The organism is Amycolatopsis sp. NPDC114503 (genome assembly GCF_055633655.1).
In genome coordinates this window covers 466,604-485,210 of record NZ_JBVKDT010000008.1, presented here as the reverse complement: position 1 = coordinate 485,210, position 18,607 = coordinate 466,604, and the positions used below count along the sequence as shown (strand labels likewise).

General features: G+C 70.5%; 15 protein-coding genes. 4 read left to right on the top strand and 11 right to left on the bottom strand.

Annotation, left to right across the window (positions count from 1 at the left end; genetic code table 11):
* The first annotated feature begins 1 nt into the window (after position 1).
* Positions 2-769 (top strand): cache domain-containing protein, encoded by a 768-nt coding sequence (locus ACZ7OI_RS33230; RefSeq protein ID WP_470268016.1) that lies wholly within the window; start codon positions 2-4, stop codon positions 767-769.
* Here ACZ7OI_RS33230 and ACZ7OI_RS33225 read toward each other — a convergent pair.
* Positions 759-2,177, bottom strand: coding sequence for a PucR family transcriptional regulator (locus tag ACZ7OI_RS33225; protein ID WP_470268015.1), 1,419 nt, complete (start codon positions 2,175-2,177; stop codon positions 759-761). The two genes, ACZ7OI_RS33230 and ACZ7OI_RS33225, sit on opposite strands and share 11 nt — an antisense overlap.
* A 153-nt stretch (positions 2,178-2,330) precedes the next feature.
* Between ACZ7OI_RS33225 and gabT the strand changes: the two genes are divergently transcribed.
* Both gabT and ACZ7OI_RS33215 read left to right on the top strand, forming a co-directional pair.
* Complete coding sequence (gabT, locus tag ACZ7OI_RS33220) at positions 2,331-3,686, top strand: 4-aminobutyrate--2-oxoglutarate transaminase (protein WP_470268014.1); 1,356 nt, start codon at positions 2,331-2,333, stop codon at positions 3,684-3,686.
* Positions 3,683-5,110 (top strand): aldehyde dehydrogenase family protein, encoded by a 1,428-nt coding sequence (locus ACZ7OI_RS33215; RefSeq protein ID WP_470268013.1) that lies wholly within the window; start codon positions 3,683-3,685, stop codon positions 5,108-5,110. Before gabT ends, ACZ7OI_RS33215 begins: the two co-directional genes overlap by 4 nt.
* Here ACZ7OI_RS33215 and ACZ7OI_RS33210 read toward each other — a convergent pair.
* Together ACZ7OI_RS33210 and ACZ7OI_RS33205 are read right to left on the bottom strand one after the other, a co-directional pair.
* Positions 5,091-5,855 (bottom strand): helical backbone metal receptor, encoded by a 765-nt coding sequence (locus ACZ7OI_RS33210; RefSeq protein WP_470268012.1) that lies wholly within the window; start codon positions 5,853-5,855, stop codon positions 5,091-5,093. The genes ACZ7OI_RS33215 and ACZ7OI_RS33210 overlap by 20 nt on opposite strands.
* Positions 5,852-7,270: an RNB domain-containing ribonuclease gene (locus tag ACZ7OI_RS33205; RefSeq protein ID WP_470268011.1), complete on the bottom strand. Its 1,419-nt coding sequence runs from the start codon at positions 7,268-7,270 to the stop codon at positions 5,852-5,854. Before ACZ7OI_RS33205 ends, ACZ7OI_RS33210 begins: the two co-directional genes overlap by 4 nt.
* Before the next feature lie 113 nt (positions 7,271-7,383).
* On the opposite strand from ACZ7OI_RS33205, the gene ACZ7OI_RS33200 reads away from it, so the two are divergent.
* Complete coding sequence (locus ACZ7OI_RS33200) at positions 7,384-8,343, top strand: ATP-binding protein (protein WP_470268010.1); 960 nt, start codon at positions 7,384-7,386, stop codon at positions 8,341-8,343.
* 120 nt (positions 8,344-8,463) lie between these two features.
* Here ACZ7OI_RS33200 and ACZ7OI_RS33195 read toward each other — a convergent pair whose 3' ends face one another.
* The 8 genes from ACZ7OI_RS33195 to ACZ7OI_RS33160 form a co-directional block, all read right to left on the bottom strand.
* Positions 8,464-8,661: a hypothetical protein gene (locus ACZ7OI_RS33195; protein ID WP_370940185.1), complete on the bottom strand. Its 198-nt coding sequence runs from the start codon at positions 8,659-8,661 to the stop codon at positions 8,464-8,466.
* A gap of 24 nt (positions 8,662-8,685) precedes the next feature.
* Complete coding sequence (locus tag ACZ7OI_RS33190; RefSeq protein WP_470268009.1) at positions 8,686-10,848, bottom strand: DNA polymerase III subunit gamma/tau domain-containing protein; 2,163 nt, start codon at positions 10,846-10,848, stop codon at positions 8,686-8,688.
* A 121-nt stretch (positions 10,849-10,969) separates the two neighbouring features.
* Positions 10,970-11,968, bottom strand: a complete 999-nt coding sequence (locus tag ACZ7OI_RS33185) for a C40 family peptidase (protein ID WP_470268065.1) — start codon at positions 11,966-11,968, stop codon at positions 10,970-10,972.
* A 2-nt stretch (positions 11,969-11,970) separates the two neighbouring features.
* Positions 11,971-12,570 (bottom strand): hypothetical protein, encoded by a 600-nt coding sequence (locus ACZ7OI_RS33180; RefSeq protein ID WP_470268008.1) that lies wholly within the window; start codon positions 12,568-12,570, stop codon positions 11,971-11,973.
* 3 nt (positions 12,571-12,573) lie between these two features.
* Positions 12,574-14,652, bottom strand: a complete 2,079-nt coding sequence (locus tag ACZ7OI_RS33175; RefSeq protein ID WP_470268007.1) for a magnesium transporter — start codon at positions 14,650-14,652, stop codon at positions 12,574-12,576.
* A 46-nt stretch (positions 14,653-14,698) separates the two neighbouring features.
* Positions 14,699-17,656, bottom strand: a complete 2,958-nt coding sequence (locus tag ACZ7OI_RS33170) for an ATP-binding protein (protein WP_470268006.1) — start codon at positions 17,654-17,656, stop codon at positions 14,699-14,701.
* Between the two features lie 3 nt (positions 17,657-17,659).
* A complete protein-coding gene (locus ACZ7OI_RS33165; protein ID WP_470268005.1) occupies positions 17,660-18,148 on the bottom strand; it encodes a hypothetical protein in 489 nt (162 codons plus the stop codon).
* Between the two features lie 12 nt (positions 18,149-18,160).
* Entirely contained in the window at positions 18,161-18,427 is a 267-nt protein-coding gene (locus ACZ7OI_RS33160) for a hypothetical protein (RefSeq protein ID WP_470268004.1), read from the bottom strand.
* Positions 18,428-18,607: the final 180 nt, after the last annotated feature.

Sequence of the window (18,607 nt, the reverse complement as noted above, 5' to 3'; positions counted from 1 at the left end):
GATGACCCCGCATCACGAGGTGAGCATCGTGACCGACACCGACACGCTGACCGGCGAAGAGGTAGTGACCCAGGTTTCCTCCCTCGTCGAGGAGATTTTCGCGCGCCTGAAACCAGTTCTGGCCGCCGCGGAGACACTGCTCGGCGAAACCGACGACCTGTCCGCCGAAGCGCTGCACGCGATCCGGCCGCAGGTCATCGAGGCGCTCGGCGGGCTCGTGGTCGGCGCGGGCTTCGTCAGCGCGCCGAAGGTCTTGGCTGATCAGGAACTCGGCTTCGAGTGGTGGACTTCCTGCCGCACCGACGACGGTGCGCCGGAACAGCTGTTCATCAGCCTCGATCCGGAGAGCCCTAATTTCCTTGACTACACGCGGCAATCGTGGTTCACCGTCCCGCGCGACAGCGGACGGCGGCACGTCAACGGGCCGTACGTGGACTATCTCTGCACCGACGAGTACACGCTCACCTTCACCGTGCCTGTCACACGCGGTGAGGAATTCGCCGGAGTCGTTGGTGCGGACGTGTATGTGCGCGAGTTCGAGCGCACGGTGAGTCGCCGGCTTCGCGCGCTCGGCCGGACTGCCGCGTTGCTCAACGCACAGGGGCGGGTGATCGTGTCGAACAGCGTGCGGAAGGCGACTGGGTCGCTAGTGCGCGAGATCGACGTGCCTGCTTGGTGGGCGTCCGGGGCGGAACCGTACACGGCGCCGGGCGGGATGACGTTGCGGCGGTGCGGGGATTCGCCGATCACATTGCTGGTCACGACCTGATCTGGAGTGCGAACCACAGCTCGGCGCGGACGCCTGGCGCGTCGAGGTCCCGGCCCAGCAGTTCGGCCGCCTTGGTGACGCGGTTGCGCAAGGTGTGCCGGTGCACGCCGAGCTTTGTCGCGGCGAGGTCCCAGTGGCCGTGGTGTTCGAGCCAGCAGCGCAGGGACAGTTCCAGGTCGCCGCGTCCGGTGCGGTCGAACTCTCGCACCGGCGCGAGGAGCTGGTCGGAAAACGCTTGCGCGGCTTGGTGATCGACCAGGCCGAGCAATCCGGATCCGGCGTGATCGGCGTACCGCAGCATCGGCACGCGTTGGGTCCGTGCCGCCTCGGCCGCTTCTTCCGCCTGCCTTAATGCAGTCGGGAACTCCCCCGTCGATAGTCCACTGTGGAACTCACCGGTCTCCGCGACGATCGCGCTCACCTCGTCGTTCTCCGCCAGCACGATCAGCTTGTCTCCGCGATGTGCGGCGAACACTTGCCCGGCAAGGGTTTCCAGCCGTTCGTACAGCGTGTTCCGCGCGGCCTTGCTTCCCTTTACGGCCAGCACCGTCCACGGTTCCGGCGGAAGGTCCGGCACGACCTCGCGGGCCAGCTCCTGGTGTCCGGCGGCGAGCAGCTCCAGCACGCCGGTATGGAGTTGGGAGAGCGAAACCCGCTGCGCACGATCCTGTTCCAGGGCAAGGGAAAGCAGTGAGACAGCAGAGTTGACGATGTGCTGTCCGGTGCTGTCCAACGGTTCCGCGGTACCGACCGCCAGCGCACCCCGCGTGTGCAGAGTCTGGATGACGACCTCGTCGTCGCCATGGGACACCACGCGCGTGCCCGCGCGAAGGCCGGTGACGTCCAGTTCAACACTGCGCGCCTTGGCCGACGACGCCTCCCGCACGCGCCCGGCGGAGTCGTAAAGCACGACCCAGCCGTCGATGAGCCGCGCGAGCCGCCGCACCACTCCCCCGGCACCGCTGCGGCCGACGGCGGTCCGGGTCAGCTCCTGCTGAGCACGGCCGATCCGCACTGTCGCGGCGTACTCGTCGGCGGCGACCGATCGAGAGACCGCGCGCGTGATCGCGATGAACGGCGTCTTCCGCGGCACCTCCAGCACCGGCAACCCGACCTCGTCGGCGACCGCCACCAACGCGTCCGGCACCTTCGCGTGGCTCAGGCCGACGCCGAAGCCGAGCCCGGCGACGTCCGCGTCGACCAGCCGCCGGATGTACGCCGCGTAGGTCGCGCTGTAGAGCGTCAGACCGGTCGTGAGCAGCAGTTCCCCGCCTTCGAGGAAGACCTGCGGGTCGGTCAGCTCGGTCGGGTGCACCCAGCCGATCGGGCGGTCCAGCCCGGCCTCGCCCGCGACCACGCGCAGGCTGAGCGCGGGTTCAGCGGCCAACGCCCGCAGGGTAAGTGCCATAACGGCCAATTGTAGCTGACGAATTGGACAGAACGGCCAGCTGACGGCGGGCGGCGCAGGCCCCATCCTGAGGGACGACCCACCCAAAGCTCGTGAGTGCGCACGCCGGTTCTCACCGGCATCAGCACTCACGACCGCGACGCAGGAGCGCCCGTGACCACCAGCACCGCCGCCGAGCCGCAGGCTCCGGCACCCCGGCAGCGCAGGCTGCAGACCGAGATCCCCGGGCCTGTCTCCCGCGCGCTGCAGGAACGCCGCGCGAACGCGGTCGCGGCCGGGGTCGCGTCCACGCTGCCCGCCTACATCACCTCCGCCAGCGGCGGACTGCTCACCGACGCTGACGGCAACGTGCTGATCGACTTCGGTTCCGGGATCGCGGTGACGAGCGTCGGGCATTCCGCGCCCGAGGTGGTCGACCGCGTACGCGAGCAGGCGGCGCTGTTCACCCACACCTGTTTCATGGTCACCCCGTACGAGGGTTACGTGGAGGTGTGCGAGGCGCTGGCCGAGCTGACGCCCGGCGACCACGCGAAGAAGTCAGTGCTGTTCAACTCCGGCGCGGAAGCGGTCGAGAACGCGGTGAAGATCGCCCGCACCGCCACCGGTCGCCAGGCCGTCGTGGTGTTCGACCACGCCTACCACGGCCGCACCAACCTGACCATGGGCATGACCGCGAAATCGGTGCCCTACAAGCACGGTTTCGGCCCGTTCGCGCCCGAGGTGTACCGCGTGCCGGGCTCGTACCCGTACCGCGACGGGCTGGCCGGCCCGGAGGCCGCGCGGCAGGCGATCGACCGGATCGAGAAGCAGATCGGCGGCGACCAGGTCGCGGCCGTCGTGCTCGAACCGATCCAGGGCGAGGGCGGATTCATCGAGCCCGCGCCCGGCTTCCTGCCCGCGATTTCCTCGTGGTGCAAGGCGAACGGCGTCGTGTTCGTCGCCGACGAGGTCCAGACCGGCTTCTGCCGCACCGGAAACTGGTTCGCCTCGCAGCACGAGGACGTCGTCCCGGACCTGGTGTGCACGGCCAAGGGCATCGCGGGCGGCCTGCCGCTCGCCGCAGTAACCGGGCGTGCGGAACTGCTCGACGCGGTCGGCCCGGGCGGGCTCGGCGGCACCTACGGCGGCAACCCGATCGCGTGCGCCGCGGCGCTGGGCGCGATCGAGACCATGCGGAACGACGGCTTGACCGGTTCCGCGAAGCGCATCGAGGAACTGGTGCTGCCGCGACTTCGGGCGCTGGCCTCGGAAACCGGCGTAATCGGCGATGTGCGCGGACGCGGAGCGATGCTGGCGGCCGAGTTCGTCAAGCCGGGCACGAATGAACCGGACGCCGACCTCACGAAGCGCATCGCCGCCGCTTGTCACGCCCAGGGTGTCGTGGTGCTGACCTGCGGCACGTACGGCAACATCGTCCGGCTGCTTCCCCCGCTGTCCCTGTCCAACGAGTTGCTCGACGAAGGCCTCGCCGTTCTCGAGTACGCGATCGCCACGGAGGCCCGCAAGTGACTTTTCCGTTCTGGGTGGCCGGAAAACCGGTAACCAGCAGCGAAACGACCGTCGTCCGGCATTCGTTCGACGGTTCCGAAGCCGGGACGCACTACCTGCCCGGACCGTCCGATGTGGAGGCTGCGGTCCAGGCCGCGGCGGACGTCGCCGACGAGTACGCGACGCTGCCCGCGCATGTCCGCGCGGGCGCGCTCGACCACATCTCGCGGCGGCTTTCCGAGCGGGCGGAGGAGATCGCGCAGCTGATCACCGCCGAATCGGGCAAGCCGCTGAAGTGGTCGCGCGGCGAGATCGGCCGTGCGGTGTCGACGTTCCGCTGGGCGTCCGAGGAGGCCCGCCGGTTCTCCGGCGACCTGCAGCGCCTCGACACCGACCCCGGCGGCACCGGGCGGCTCGCGCTCGTCCGGCGCGTGCCGCGCGGTCCGGTGCTGGGCATCACGCCGTTCAACTTCCCGCTGAACCTGGTGGCGCACAAGGTCGCCCCGGCGATCGCGGTCGGCGCGCCGATCGTGCTCAAGCCGGCCCCGGCGACGCCGCTGACCGCGCTGCTGCTCGGCGAAATCCTTGCCGAGACCGATCTTCCGGCGGGCAGCTGGTCAATTCTGCCGCTGGGCAACGAAGCGACCGCCGAACTGGTCAAGGACCCGCGACTGCCGGTCGTGTCGTTCACCGGCTCGGTGCCGGTCGGCTGGGCGATCCGCGACAGCGTGCCGCGCAAGCACGTCGCGCTGGAACTCGGCGGCAACGGCGCCGTGCTCGTCTGTCCGGATTGGACTGACCTGGACTTCGCCGCGCAGCGGATCGCGACGTTCGCCATGTACCAGGCCGGACAGTCGTGCATTTCGGTGCAGCGCGTGTACGCGCACACCGACGTCTACGACGAGTTGCAGGCGAAGGTTCTCGAGCAGGTCGCCGCGTTGCGCACCGGAAACCCGCGCGAGGACGGCGTCGACGTTGGCCCGCTGGTCAACGAGGCGGCCGCGTCGCGGGTCGAATCCTGGGTCACCGACGCGGTTGTCGCCGGTGCCAAGCTGCTGGCGGGCGGCGGCCGTAAGGGTGCGACAGTGGAGCCGACCGTGCTCGCCGAAGCCCCCGAGGACGCTTCGGTGATGGCGGATGAGGTGTTCGGACCGGTAGTTTCACTGGTCCGTGTGTCCTCTGTGGATGACGGTGTCGAGCGGATCAATGCGTCGCGCTTCGGCCTGCAGACCGGCGTGTTCACCCGCGATCTGCCGACAGCGTTCGACGTGTCGGCGCGGCTCAAGGTGGGCGGCGTGCTGGTCGGCGACGTGCCGAGCTTCCGTGCCGACCAGATGCCCTACGGCGGGGTCAAGGACTCCGGCGTCGGCCGCGAAGGCCCGGCCGCGGCGATGGCGGACTTCACCGAGGAGCGCGTGACTGTCCTTACTGGACTGACTCTCTGAGCGCCGCGTAGGCGTCCACGAGGGACGGTCCGTACCACGTGAGGTAGCGCCCGGAAATCAACACCGGGCGCATCTCCGGGAAGAAGCCGGGGCCGTCGTCCTGGGTGAACTCGTACGGCTCGTCGGGCAGTACGACCAGGTCGGCCCCGGTCTTCTGGAGTTCTTCCAGCGACGGCCGGGGATAGCGCTCAGAGTGTCCCGAGTAGACGTTCTCGACCCCGACCCGGCGCAGTACGTCTCCGGCGAAAGTGTCGCGCCCCAGCACGATCCACGGCTTGCGCCACACCGGAATCACCGCCCGGTGCCGCGCTGGTTCCACCTCGCGCCACAGCTCGTCCGCGGTGTCGAGCCATTCCGGTTCGTCGATGCCGTACACCTGGCCGAAAATCCGCCGCAACGACCCCAGCGCGGCAGGCACGGACTCTGCCGCCGCCATGACGAATACCGGAACCCCGTTGGCGCGCAGGGTTTCGACGTCCTCCGGACGATTCTCCTCGGAATTCGCCAGCACCAGATCCGGCTTGAGCGCTAACACCCGGTCCAGCTTCGGATACTTCGACCCGCCGACCCGTTCCACGTCCAGATCCGCCGGATGCGTGCAGTAATCCGTCGCCCCGATCAGCCGCCCGGGCGCGCTGACTTCCACCGCCTCGGTCAGCGAAGGCACCAGCGACAGGACCCGCCGCGGCGGCCCCTCGATCGGCACCGGTTCGCCGAGATCATCGACCAGTTCCGCGTTCCTCATACCCGTTCGAACGACACCTTCCGCTGCTCGACGTCCACTTCGGTCAGCCGCACCGCGATCCGCTCGCCCTCCGGGAACTTCTCGCCGGAGCACTTCGCCATCACCGGGGGATCCTCGACCAGGATCTCCGCGCGCGTCTCCTCCGCGCGCAGGACCACAGCGGTGAACTCGCGACCCACATGCTCTGCGAGTACCCACGCCTCGACCTGATCTATGCACGCCCGCTCGACCCGCGCCGCAAGACTGTCCGAAGCGGACATCTGCGCCGGCACTTCAGACAACGCCTCGCGCACCCAATCCGGCACCTCTCGGCCAGCCGTCACGGCGAGGCACACCTCGGTGCCGAACCGGTCGACCAGCCGGCGAATCGGCGCCGTGACATGCGCGTACGCCCCGCCGATCCCCGCGTGTGTCGTAACCGCAGGCAATTCTCCGGCGAACGCCGTGTAACCCGCGCCCCGCAAGAGCCTGGTGGTGTCGGCATACAACGCCATCGACGCGGGCTGCCCCGGGTCCAAAGTAGACAGAAACTCGGACACCGTCAGCTCGACCGGCCAGGCCAGCCCGGTCGCCGCCGCGGACCGGCGCAGCCATTCCACCGCGTCCGGCTCCGGCGACGGCAGCGTCCGCAGCACCCCGATCCCGGCGTCGATCATGATCCGCGCCGCGGCCATCCCGGTGAGCAAAGAGATTTCGGCGTTCCACGCGTCGACGGCCGTCCGCGGCCGGCGCGCGAGAATCCAGCCGCCGTCGATGCCGCCGCTGATTTCCTGCTCCGGCAACTGCAACTCGACCGCGCCGCGCTGCACCGCCAGACCGCGCCGCAACCGTCCCAGTTCCGGCAGCGCCGCCACCGACGGATGCGGCCGCCCGGCGTCGAGCGACGACTGGACCCCTTCGTAGTCGAGCTGCTCGGTCGAACGCACCAACGCCCGCCGAACCCGGGTGGCGAGGATTTCGCCGCCCTCGTCGACGTCGATCGTCCACAACACCGCAGGCCGGGTCTCCCCCGGCAGCAGGCTGGCCGCGCCCTCGGACAGCACCGGCGGATGCAACGGGACGTTGCCGTCCGGGAGATACAGCGTCTGCCCGCGCCGCCGCGCCTCGTGATCGAGCGCGCCGCCCGGCGGCACGAACGCCGCCAGGTCCGCGATCGCGTACTGGACCCGGAACCCGCTGCCGCGCCGCTCGATCACCATCGCCTGGTCGAGGTCCTTGGACCCGGGCGGATCGATCGTGACGAACGGCAGGTCGGTGGCGTCCTCGCGACCGCCGGCCGACGCGAGCGGATCGACCACCGCCGCCTCGGCCTCCGCGAGCACCCCCGGCCCGAACGACTCCGGCAGCGCGAACTCCGCCCGGAGACGACCGAAGTCCCCTCCCGACGCTGGTGTCCTCAGCACGAGTGGCGGCACGGTCCAACACTATCCCGCCGAACCGCCGATGATCGCCCGTTCGGGCGCGGGCCGGTCGGGTGTAGCCTGCCTGGCATTGATAATCGTCTTCATTTTCAGAAGGGGTCGGATCGGTGAAGATCGCGTTCGTCGGCAAGGGCGGCAGCGGGAAAACCACGCTCTCGTCGCTGTTCGTCTCGTACTTGGCGGGTGCGGGCAAACCGGTGCTGGCCATCGACGCCGACATCAACCAGCACCTGGCGGTAGCCCTCGGCGCGACCGAGGAACAGGCGCTGGCGTGGCCGACCCTCGGCGAGCACATGCCGCTGATCAAGGACTACCTGCGCGGCGACAACCCGCGAATCCCGTCCGCCGACGCGATGATCAAGACCACCCCGCCCGGCCGGGGCTCGCGGCTCGTGCGCCCCTTCGAGGACAACCCCGTCTTCGACGCCTGCTTCCGCCCGCTCGGCGACGTCCGGCTGGGCGTCACCGGCAAATTCGACGAGGACGACCTGGGTGTCGCCTGCTACCACTCGAAGGTCGGCGCGGCTGAACTGCTGCTGAACCACCTGGTGGACGGCACGGACGAGTACGTCGTGATGGACATGACCGCCGGTGCGGACGCGTTCGCCTCGGGTCTGTTCACGCGCTTCGACGTGACCTTCCTGGTGTGCGAACCGACCCTGCGCAGCGTGGGTGTTTACCGTCAGTACGCGGATCACGCGCGGGACTTCGGGGTTCACCTGGTGGCCGTCGGGAACAAGGTGACCGACAGCGACGACGTCGACTTCCTGACCACACAACTGGGTTCGGCGCTGCTGGGCTGGATGACGACGTCCGGCCACGTCCGGGCCGCCGAGCGCGGGACCACCCGTCCGATCGGCGAACTGGAGCCGCGCAACCTGGCGACGCTGGCCGCGATGCAGGACCTGGTGGACACGACGCCGCGCGACTGGGAGCGGTATCAGCGGCAGGGAGTGGAGTTCCACCTGCGCAACGCGCGAGCCTGGGGGAACGGGCGCGCGGGGGCGGATCTGGAGGAGCAGGTGGACCCGGAGTTCGTCCTGGATCCGGCGTTGGTCGCGGGATAGCTGACGGGCTGCCTGGTTGAAGGCATCTGCGCCGCCGACCGGACAGTGACCTGTCCGGTCGGCGGTTTCTTGCTTTCCCGGAGCCTCGGCGGTTGCTCTAGCCAGGCTTGACGGCGAAGATCATTCCCCGTCCCAGGAACGATCGGCCGCGTCGGCCTGGCGGGTGCGCTCGCGCGCGATGTCGAGCGCACGGCGGGCCGTGGCCTCGTCCGGGTAGGGGCCGAGGAGGTCGACTCCGCGGCTGCGCTCCAGGTGCTCGACTTCGTGGGTCCGGGTGTTGTAGTACCAGCCCTGGTCCGGGTTCGGGTCGTCAGACATGGGTTCAGCCTGACACTTGCCCGCTCACTTGCGCCAGCGGAACGGAACCTCGGTGGGCTGCCCGGTGGGCCCGAAATCGGCCGGGCCGTCGTCCTCGTGGTCGGGGTGCTCGTCGAACCACCCGCGGTTGTCCGGAACCGGGATGCCGCGGGGCGGGGTCGCCGCGTCGTCCGCCGGGGAGGAAGCGCCGTAGTCCGGCTTCGGCACCGGCGGCACGGCTGACTCCTTGCCGGGAAAGACCGGGGGCTCGTCGCGATACGTCCGCGACGGCGGCGGTGGCGCGGACGGACCGGTCTCCTGGCCGGGGAAAACCGGCAGCGGCCGTCCGTCCGGCCCGGTCTCGGCGGACCGTCGGCGGCCGCTGGGCTGCGGCAGCTGGAACGGAGGGGCCGGCTGCGACGGATTTGCCTGCGGCTGCGCGCTCGGCTGAGCCGGGGGTTGCGGCGCATTCTGTTGAGCGCTGGGGGCGGGCGGAAGTGGTTGGTGTGCAGGAGGGTTCGCTGGCGGAAGTGGTGGCGGGGCAGGCTGCGCCGAGGATTGCTGCACAGGCGTGGCCTGTTGCGGGGCGGGTGCAGGCGGTTGCTGCGCGACCGGTGCTGGCGTCGGCGGAAGCGGCTGAGCCGGAGCTTGCTGCGCGGGCAGAGCCTGCTGGGCGCTGGGTGCAGGCGAAAGCGGCTGCTGTGCGGGAGGGTTCGTCGGCTGCTCCCTGACCGGCGCGGCAGGAGGTGCTGGCGGAACCTGGTGCGGCGTCCCGGAAAGGGGCGGCTGCGCTGAGGATTGCTGTACAGGGGGCTGAGCGACGTACTGCGGCTGATTCCCTCCCGGCTGAGGGGCCTTGCCGTGCGCCGGAACCGGATTTCCTTGCGGCGGCAACGGTTCCGCCGGACGTGCGGGTTGCCTCGGCTCGTGGACGTACGGCTTCGGCTGCCACGACTGCCTCGCCTGCAACTGCTGATCGACCGGCTGAGAGGGAGCATCGTGCGGTGCAGGTGACGGACTCGCCAGCGGGGGAATCGCAGCCGGTGCTTCCTCCACGGCGGGCGGAGTGGAATCCGCGGCGGCCGAGTTATGCGGAAGAGCCGGTTCTCCGACAGTCGTGCCCGAGTCGTTTGTGGGCACCGGGTCAGGCTGGGGTGCTTCTGCCGCCGGGGCCGGGTCCGGGCTGGCAGGCTCCGGAACCTGGTCAGCTGTCGCAGCGGGCTGGACCGGCGTGGGCTGATCAGCGGTCGCAGCGGGCTGAGCCGACGCAGGCTGATCAGCGGTCGCAGCGGGCCGAGCCGACGCAGGCTGGTCAACCGTCGCAGCAGGCCGAGCCGACGCAGGCTGGTCAACCGTCGCAGCAGGCCGAGCCGACGCAGGCTGGTCAACCGTCGCAGCGGGCTGGACCGGCGCGGCCTGGTGAACCGCCGCAGCAGGCGCAGCGGGCGGAACCGGCGCGGGTGGTTCCGCAGCCTTGACCTGGCCATTCGCCACCGACTCGGGATTCACCGCCGGAACCGGGCCGGTCTGGCCAGCACCCGCGGACGGCCGCGCCTCCTCCGGCGGACGCGGCGGCGGGCCAACCGGCACCTGACCGGTGTTCGCCAGACCAACCGCCCCCTCACCAGGCCCGTTAGGCACCGACCGCCACACCGGAGCCGGGCCGATGTTCATCGGGACCGGTGCGGGCAACGGCCCCACCGGTCGCGCTTCCCCCGACGGCACCGGCCCAGCCGCGGCCGGACGCGGGATCGGGTCCAGACAGGACACCAGCACAGTCGTCCGGTCCGGGTCCTGGACCTTCCGACCGCTCCGTTCCCGGTAGACCATCTCCCCCTCGGCGTCCATCTCCACCAGATAGCCCGCCTCGGCCAGCTGCTCCTCGTCGAGATCGACCAACCGCTCGTACCGCGACGGGACCACCCGGTACACCGGCCACGACAACCGCGCGTGCGCCGCGTGGAACTGGGCCAGCAAAGCCGCCATCTGTTGTTGCCACGGCAGCGACATGCCCTCCGCAAGAGAGCGCGGCAGGACGACGTACCCGCCGTCCACGCCGGGCATGCCCTGGTTCAGCAGGTCCGCCAACGGGGTGCTGGACGCGGGGTGCGCGGACTGGCGCGGCGGCTGCGGTGCGCCGAACAGCGTCGCCGGGTCCTGGGGCTCGCTCTGGCCTGACTTGCCTCGCTTGCCGAATTTCCGTGCCACGTGTGCCATCCTCTGCCAGCGCGCGGCCACGTGCTCGTGGACAGGCCGCGACTTCGGGGTGAATCCGGACCCGCGGTACTGGGCGCCCGCGGGTCAAGAGCCGATGCCTCCCGCACCCATGCTAGACGCCGGGGCGCACCGCCTGCGGCACCACTTGACGCTCGTCGAACGAGAACGGCCTGATGTGCACCGGGACGCCGGTCTGCTGAGCCTCGACGATCTTGCCGTCTCCCAGGTACATCGCGACGTGGTGGATGGTCGTCGGGTCGGCCGGGTCGGTGGCGAGGAAAATCAGGTCGCCGGGCTGTGCTTCGCGCACCGGCAGCATCGCGCCTGCCTTGTACTGGTCCTTCGAAACGCGCGGCAGGATCACGCCCGCCGACTCGTAGGCGCGCAGCATCAGGCCCGAGCAGTCGTAGGAATCCGGGCCGGTCGCACCCCAGATGTAGGGCTTGCCCTGCTCGCCGAGGGCGAACTTGATCGCCTGCGCCGCGGCCTGGCTCGGCGGCAGCGCGGCTCCCATGCCCTGCCCGCAGCCGACCACGTCCGCGATCTGGCCCATGTTCTGCACCAGCGAGGCCGCCATGGCCTCCCAGCGGTGATACCGGTCCGGGAAACCGGACCGCTCGACGCGCTGCGCGGCGTCGCCCGGGCGCAGGTTTTCCCAGTCCGGGACGCCGAGCAGGACGTCGAAGAATTTGTTGATCGCGTAGTTCGGGTCGGTGACCTGGGCCGCGCTGCCCCAGTTCATCGACGGGCGCATCTGGAAGATGCCGAGCGAGTCGCGGTCGCCGTAGTTCACGTTGTGCAGCCGCGATTCGGTCATCCCGGCCTGGATCGCGACCTGCCACGCGCGCGGCGCGAGGCTGCGCTGCTTGCCGATCGCGATGATGAGCGAAACCGTGCCGCGCGACTCCTGGTCGAGTTCGGCGGCGTCCGACCCGCCCTGCTCCGGCTGTCCGGGCTGGGTCGGGCCGATCGCGGCGTCGCACGAGGTCAGCGCGATCCCGCCGGCCGCTGCCTGCTGCTGGTCGTTCACGACCTTCGTCACGACGTTGGTGGTGAGCACCGTGGCGAAAACGGCGGCGATCACCACCGAGACGAGAATGGCCAGCTTCACGGTCAGCTCGCCTGGTCGTAGTCCGACACTCGCCATCCCGCGCTGGTTTTGACCACGGTGATGCTGAGTTTCGGACCGTCGGTGGGGACCACGACCTTGACTGAACTGGAGTAGGACTGCGCGACCGTCGGATCACCGGTGACCTTGGTGGCCGGGATGTTCGCGGGGTCCACAGTGGACATGACGGGGAGGTACTCGTCGGTGGTGAGCCCGCGCATCCCGTTGAGCCAGTCGGCGTTGGAAATGCCCGCCGGATGGCGCACCCAGGCCGTGGCCCACTGCTTCGCGACGTTCAGCGCCTCCGGGCTCGGAGCCGCTGACGTCGGGGTGACCAGCGGCTGCGACAGCCGGGTCGGCAGGGTTTCAGTGCTCGGCACCGGGGCCGCGACACCGGTGTGCGGCCCTGCCGACGAGTTCGGCGGAGCCGCTCCCGGCTGCGCGGACGCCGGTTTGCCCAGCACCTTCGGCAGGCCGACGCCCAGCGCGGTGATGACCACCGCGAGGAACACCAGCGTGCCCACGAGGTGCCGGGGCGAGCGGAGCGGGAAGCCCCACAGGCGGCGGTAGACCGCGGTCCGGCCGCGGTTGGTGCGGATCGGCATCGGTCACCGCCCCATGACCTGGTCGGTGTCGCGGACCTCGATGCCGCGCGACGGGCGGTACAGCACGAACACCGGCTTCCCGGCCACGACCTCGGGATCCACCCGGCGCGGCTGGGCCCGGATGCCCTGGGTCGGCACGGTGAACCCCGGCTGGTCCGGGGCCGGGGCGGAGTAGCCGCGGTCCGGCGCGCTCATCCGCGACGGGACGACCACCGGTTCCGGCTCGTCGCTCCACCGCCGGTCGGCGACCGGGGACGTGTCGACCTGACGGCTTTCCTTGACCGGCCAGCGCGCGCCCGCCATGACGTAGTCGCCGGGCGCACCGGCCACCGGGTGGTACTGGCCGAACACCGGCGCGCCTCCCCCGCCGCCCGCGGGCAGCGCGCCCGCGGCGGACTGCGCGGGACCGACCGCGCCCGGCCACGGAGCACCGGACCAGGCCGCCGCGGGCCGAGCCGCGCGGGAGCCGTTGTCGAGCCGCTGCGAGCTGGCGAAAACCGCCGCCTCGGGCCGGTACCGGCCGCCGCCGACCGTCGCGCCGATCGGACCGCGCTGCTCGCCGTCGACGACGTCGTCGGTGTCGCGGACGTTCTGCCAGAACTGGTCCTGCGGCGTCGGCTCGTTCTTCCGGCGGAACCGGGAGAACAGCCCGCCGCCCGGCGACGGGACCGCCCCGCCGACCATGCTGACCGACATCTCGACCATCTGCCACAGCCGCCGCACCGGCCGTCCGACCAGGAACAGCAGCACCGTGATGAGCCCGGCGAGGACCATCTTGGTGAGCAGGTTGAGCCCGTCGCCCGCGGCGAAGATCGCCTGCAGCAGCAGCGCGTGCACGCCGGCCAGAACCGAGAGCACAACCAGGTTGAACGCGATGCCGCCGGCGACCTTGAGCACGCGGCGCAGGATCTCCGGGTTCAGCAGCGCGATCAGGCCGATCAGCGGCGCGGTGAGCGCGAACAGGCGGATCAGCACCTGCGCGAGCAGCACGGACGCCTTGGCCAGCAGCTGGAAGAGCGAGTAAACGAGGCTCTGGCCCAGCGCGAGGAACCCGGCGCCGGTGCGGCCGCCGGACTCGCCGGTGAAGTAGCCGGTGGCGGGGCCGAGTTTGGTGGAGATGTCTTTGAAGGCGGCCTTTTTGGCGTCGACGACGTTCTGCTTGCCGTCGTCGCCGTTGCGCAGCTGATCCCAGGTGAAGGCTTGGGCATCGAGCAGCGGGCGGCCGTACTGGGTCGCCTGCGGCGCGTCCGGCGACCCGAACTCCCCGCGCATCCAGTTCTTGTAGACGACTTCGGTGTGCAGGTCGGTCGGCAGAATGTGCCGCACAACCCGGTTCTCGGACTCGTCCACGAACCCGGCCTGGATGTTCGTGGTGGTCTGCACGATCGCTTTGTCGATCGGATCGAAATATCTCAGCATCGCGAGCGACGAGGCCGCGAGCCACACGCCGGCCATCGCGTAAAGCGCCCGCTTGCTGACCCCGGCCAGATCGCCGCGCCAGATGTTGCGGAACAGCATGATCGACAGAATCAGCGCGACCAGCCCGAACAGCTGCGCGTAGATGTTGTTGTAGACCTTCTCCGCGCCTGCCTTCACCGCGTTGTAGATCGGGTTGAGCAGACCGCCCTCGAGCACCGTGTAGTGCAGCGAGTTGGTAGCGCCGACGATGTTCTTGCCGACGTTGAACAGCTGGTTGCCCGCCCAGGTGTCGATCGTGGAGCTGGGCGAAGCGATAGCCGACAGCGCCGTGCAGTTCGTCTGGTAGGTGTTCCACACGAATCCGGCGTAGCTGTAATCGATGTACGGGCTGCCCGCCTCGCCATGGCCTTCGGCGGGGTCGAGCGCGCCGACCATGCCCGCGCCCGGACGCTCCGGGTTCGGCGATTCCCCGCAAGCCGCCGCATTCGCCGCGGGCGCGAACAGCACCGTCTGCAGCCCGATGACCGCCACCACAGCCAGCAGCGACGCGCGCCGGCTGGGCCGACGGCCACCGGGCTTCGGGCCTTCCTTGACGCGTTTGCGCAGCGCGTGCCAGCCGGCGGCGAACGCGAGGACGAACGCCAGCGTGAAGACGGTGTTCACGCAGGCCTCCTCATGGCCGGCGCGGGCCGGCCCGGATCACCGGGGGTCATGCCGCGTCCCTGCCGGTGCCGCCGCCCTTGCCGCCGGCGCGGGCGTGCCGGTCGTCCTGCCGTCCGTTGCGCACTGCACCCTCCACCTCGCCGGTCTCGGACGCGAGCGGGTCCGGCGAGCCCAGCAGCTGCTCGTCGGCAAGACCGACCTCGAGTTCCGCCTGGAGTTCGAAGTCGTGTTCCAGCTCGTCGTCCTCCGGTGGGGCGGGGACATACGGCTTGGCCTCGTCCTCGTGGGGTACCACGAGTTCGCCGCCGGGTTTCGTGCGCGCGTCGGGCGAGCCCGGGGTGGTGTCCATGACCGCGCGCAGCGGGTCGAGATGCGGGCCGGAGAAGTCGACGCGGATGCGTTCCACGCCGCCGGCGCCGTCGCCGAAGATGAACTGCCGGGGCTCCATGTCGCGTTCCAGCCCGCGCTGGGCTCCCGGCCGACGGCCGAGTGCGGCGACGACCTGCTCGTAGCCCACGCCGACCGGCACCTTCAGCAGCCGCAGCGCGTCGGCCTGGGCGTCGTCGTCGTCGAGACGGCCGACGAACACCGAGTCGAGCAGCGCCACGAAACCCTGGATCTTCAGGAAGTCCGCCGGGATCTGCGACGACAGCAGCACCCGGACGTTCCACTTCCGCGAGTCACGCGCGAACCGGTTCATCAGCACGCGCCCGGTCGGCACCTCGGACAGGAAGAACGCCTCGTCGATCCAGACGCCCTTGCGCAGTTCCTTCGGCTTCTCGTACACCGACCGCTGGGTCAGCCACGCCGCGAGGTTCAGCATTTCCACGCCGAGCGATTCGGCGTCGGTCCAGTACTCGCGCGGCACGCCGTCCTTCGGCAGGGTCAGCCCCGCCATGGTCAGCACCGTCATCCGGTCGTCGCGGGTCTCGGCGTACGGGTCCGCGTCGGTTTCCGGGATGAGCAGCGCCATCCGCTCGCGCATTTCGTCGAGGAAGTCCGCGACCACGACCGCGTGCTCGTGGTGCTCGCTCGAATCCCGCCGCAGCGCGTCGATGACCTGGCCGGGGTCCGCGTCGAACCGGCCGCCGACCGCGCGCACCGCGCGCAGCAGCACGATCCGGGTCTGCGCCATCCGCGACACCTCGTACGGCAGCACGCCGGTGAGCACGTCGAGCACCAGCCGCCGCCGGGTCGCTCCGGCCAGCGCCTTCTCGCGCCGCCACGAGCGTTCCGGGTCCTCCTCGTCCATGAAGTGCTCGATCAGCGGATCGGCGACCACGCGGTACGGGTTGAGGATGCCCGGCTGGGCGTTGAGCAGGTTGATCGGCCGCGCGTACGGCCGGATCTCCGGCAGGTCGCACAGCCGCGACAGCGGGCCGGACGGGTCGAGGATCGTCCAGTGCGCCCCGGCCCGCAGCGTCTTGTAGACGATGCCGCCGCCGAGGAACGACTTGCCGCCGCCGAGGCCGGCGACCATCGCGGTGAGGCCCGATCCGTCGCGGATTTCCTGCGCCATCCACGGGTCCCAGGCCACCGGACGCCGCGTCGCGGTGACCGTTTCGCCGAGCAGGATCCCGCGCCGGTCGCCGACCTCCGCGGTCGCCGTGGGCACCGCGGACGCCGTCCACACCACCGAACCGCGGCGCATGTACGCGCCCGAGGCCAGCGGCTCGCCCGGGATGAACTCCCGGGCCATCGCGTACTGCGCTTCCGGGTGCTCGATGGCGATCTTCGGCTTGTACAGGTCCAGCAGCTGCTGGGCCAGCCGCAGCGCGTCGCGCTCGGTCGGGCCGGACACCGCGAGGCGCCACCAGGACCGCACGCGCGTGGCGAGCGCGGTGAAGCCCGACGTCATCTCGTCGTCGATCTCCAGCACCCGGCCGGCCTGGCGGGCCAGCGACTGCGGCGGCTCCAGCTCGTGCTCGTCGGTGTAGTGCTTGACCTGCGAGCGGACCTTGTTCATCTGCCGCTGCAGTTCGCCGGACACCTCTTCCGGACGCCGGACGTAGATCCGCGCGGACACCTCGACCGCCGCGGGCAGCCGGTCCGCGTGCTGGATCCACGGATCGTCGACCTCGGGGATCTGCAGCCCGTGCATCTGGCCGACGGTGAGCACCGCGAGATGCCGCGACACACCGGCGTTGGACCCGGTTCGGCCGCGCACAGTGACCGTGGGCGCGTACGGGTCGGCGTGGAAATCAGCCGCGTCGGTGAAGCTGGCGAGGTCCTCGGGCTCCCACGCCGCACCCGGCACCGCGGGCATGTTCCGCGGCGCGGGAAGGCCCAGCGAGCACGAGCGGTGCATCAGCCAGGACATCTCCTCGGCGTGCACCGGACGGCCTTCCAGCCCGGCGCTGCCGATGACCTGGTCGAGGTGCTCGATCTCGGAGTCGAGCGCGGCCAGTTCGGCGTCGACCGCCTCGGGCAGGATCCGGCGCAGCACCGGCGCGGCGCGTTCGACCGCGCGGTCCACCATGCGCCGGGTCTGCACCTGGACGCCGAGGTAGACCTCTTTTTCCGCCATCGAGCGGCCCATCAGCTGCTGCTGCTCGCCGATCAGGTAGTCGTCGAACGACAGCGCGCCCGGCACGTCGCCCGGCCTGCCGACCGCGTTGTGCACGTGCGCCTCGGCCCACATCCGGATCGGGTACGGCCGGTTCGTGACGCGCAGGTGCAGCCAGCGGCCCTGCAGTTCGGCGTACTGGCCCGCGATGGCCGCGATCAGGTCGCGGCGCTGCGAATCGGAACGGAACGACCAGCGCTGCGGCGCGAGCCGGTACCAGGCGTACACCTCGTACCCGGTCCGCAGCAGGTGCCCGTCGATGCTGCGCGCGGCGATCGACGGCGTGTACGCCGGTATCGCCTGCTCACCGGGCAGCCGGCGGCCCTTGCCGCCGGAGTTTTTGCCGCCGGACGGCGGACGGCCCTGCGGCGGCGCGTTCCACGCGCCCGCAGGGACGTCTTGTTCCCGCTTCCCTCGGCTTCCGCCGCGACCGAACAACGACTACCTCCCGGCCCGAGCCGCGGGGCGGCTCCGGCGCGCTCGTGGTGCTCCCTGTTTCCCGGCACTCGCGCCAGCACCGCGACGGGGGTCGCGGTGCTGGTATTGCCGCCTTCTCTTGTGCTTCGGCAGCGGGCGCTCCGCCCGCACCCGGACCCGGCTGGCGCTCACCGCGCCGCCCGTGCCCGAGGCCGTTTCCCTCGGCGCGCGCAACTCCTGGCCCATCATCGCGATCACCGCGCCCAGCGGGCGCTCGTGGCTGATCTTCGAGGTGATCAGCCTGGTGATCACGATCGTGGCCACGAACGCCCACGCCGTGGAAAAGAACCCGAAACTCCAGCCGACCCACCGCTCCACGGTGAGCACGACCAGGAAGACCGGAATGCCGACGAGCCATGCCACGTAACGGGCCCGCCAGGGAAAAGTCGCCTTCGGCGGGCCGAGCCAGACGGCATCGACCCGGTACACCTCGTCATCGGTCCTGATCCGCACGCCTGCTCCGCCTCAGCCGGTGAAGAGGCCGGCGATCCACTGGCCCACGTTGACGCCTGCGCCGCTGACCGCGAGTCCGATGATCGCGAGCGCGATGACCACGCCGGCGAGCCGCCGCATGACCCCCGCGTTGTCGCCCTTGCCGCCGCCGAGCCACAGCAGCAGCAGCGCCACCGCGAGCAGTACGAGCGGGATGACGTTGTCGAGCAGCCAGGTGCGGACGTTGCCGGTGCCGAGCTCTCCGGCCGCAAGAGTCTCGAGGGCGGTCATGCTGGTCATCGCGATACTCCCGGTGCACGGTTGGCGCCGCGCTGTTCTGGCTTCGGCGAAGCTACGAACACCATCATGGCGTTACAAGGGGTAATGGTCAAAGCGCGCTGCGTAGATGTCGACTTGTGGTTGACGGGCGGGTGCTGCTGTCCGGTGGTCAGGATTCCTCGCCCTCCATCATCGTGGCAA

Excerpts from the sequence above, each read along its gene's own strand:
- ACZ7OI_RS33210 (WP_470268012.1), bottom strand. The coding sequence starts at position 5,855 with ATGAGGAACGCGGAACTGGTCGATGATCTCGGCGAACCGGTGCCGATC.
- ACZ7OI_RS33195 (WP_370940185.1), bottom strand. The coding sequence starts at position 8,661 with ATGTCTGACGACCCGAACCCGGACCAGGGCTGGTACTACAACACCCGG.
- ACZ7OI_RS33225 (WP_470268015.1), bottom strand. The coding sequence starts at position 2,177 with ATGGCACTTACCCTGCGGGCGTTGGCCGCTGAACCCGCGCTCAGCCTG.
- ACZ7OI_RS33230 (WP_470268016.1), top strand. The coding sequence starts at position 2 with ATGACCCCGCATCACGAGGTGAGCATCGTGACCGACACCGACACGCTG.
- ACZ7OI_RS33180 (WP_470268008.1), bottom strand. The coding sequence starts at position 12,570 with ATGCCGATCCGCACCAACCGCGGCCGGACCGCGGTCTACCGCCGCCTG.
- ACZ7OI_RS33160 (WP_470268004.1), bottom strand. The coding sequence starts at position 18,427 with ATGACCAGCATGACCGCCCTCGAGACTCTTGCGGCCGGAGAGCTCGGC.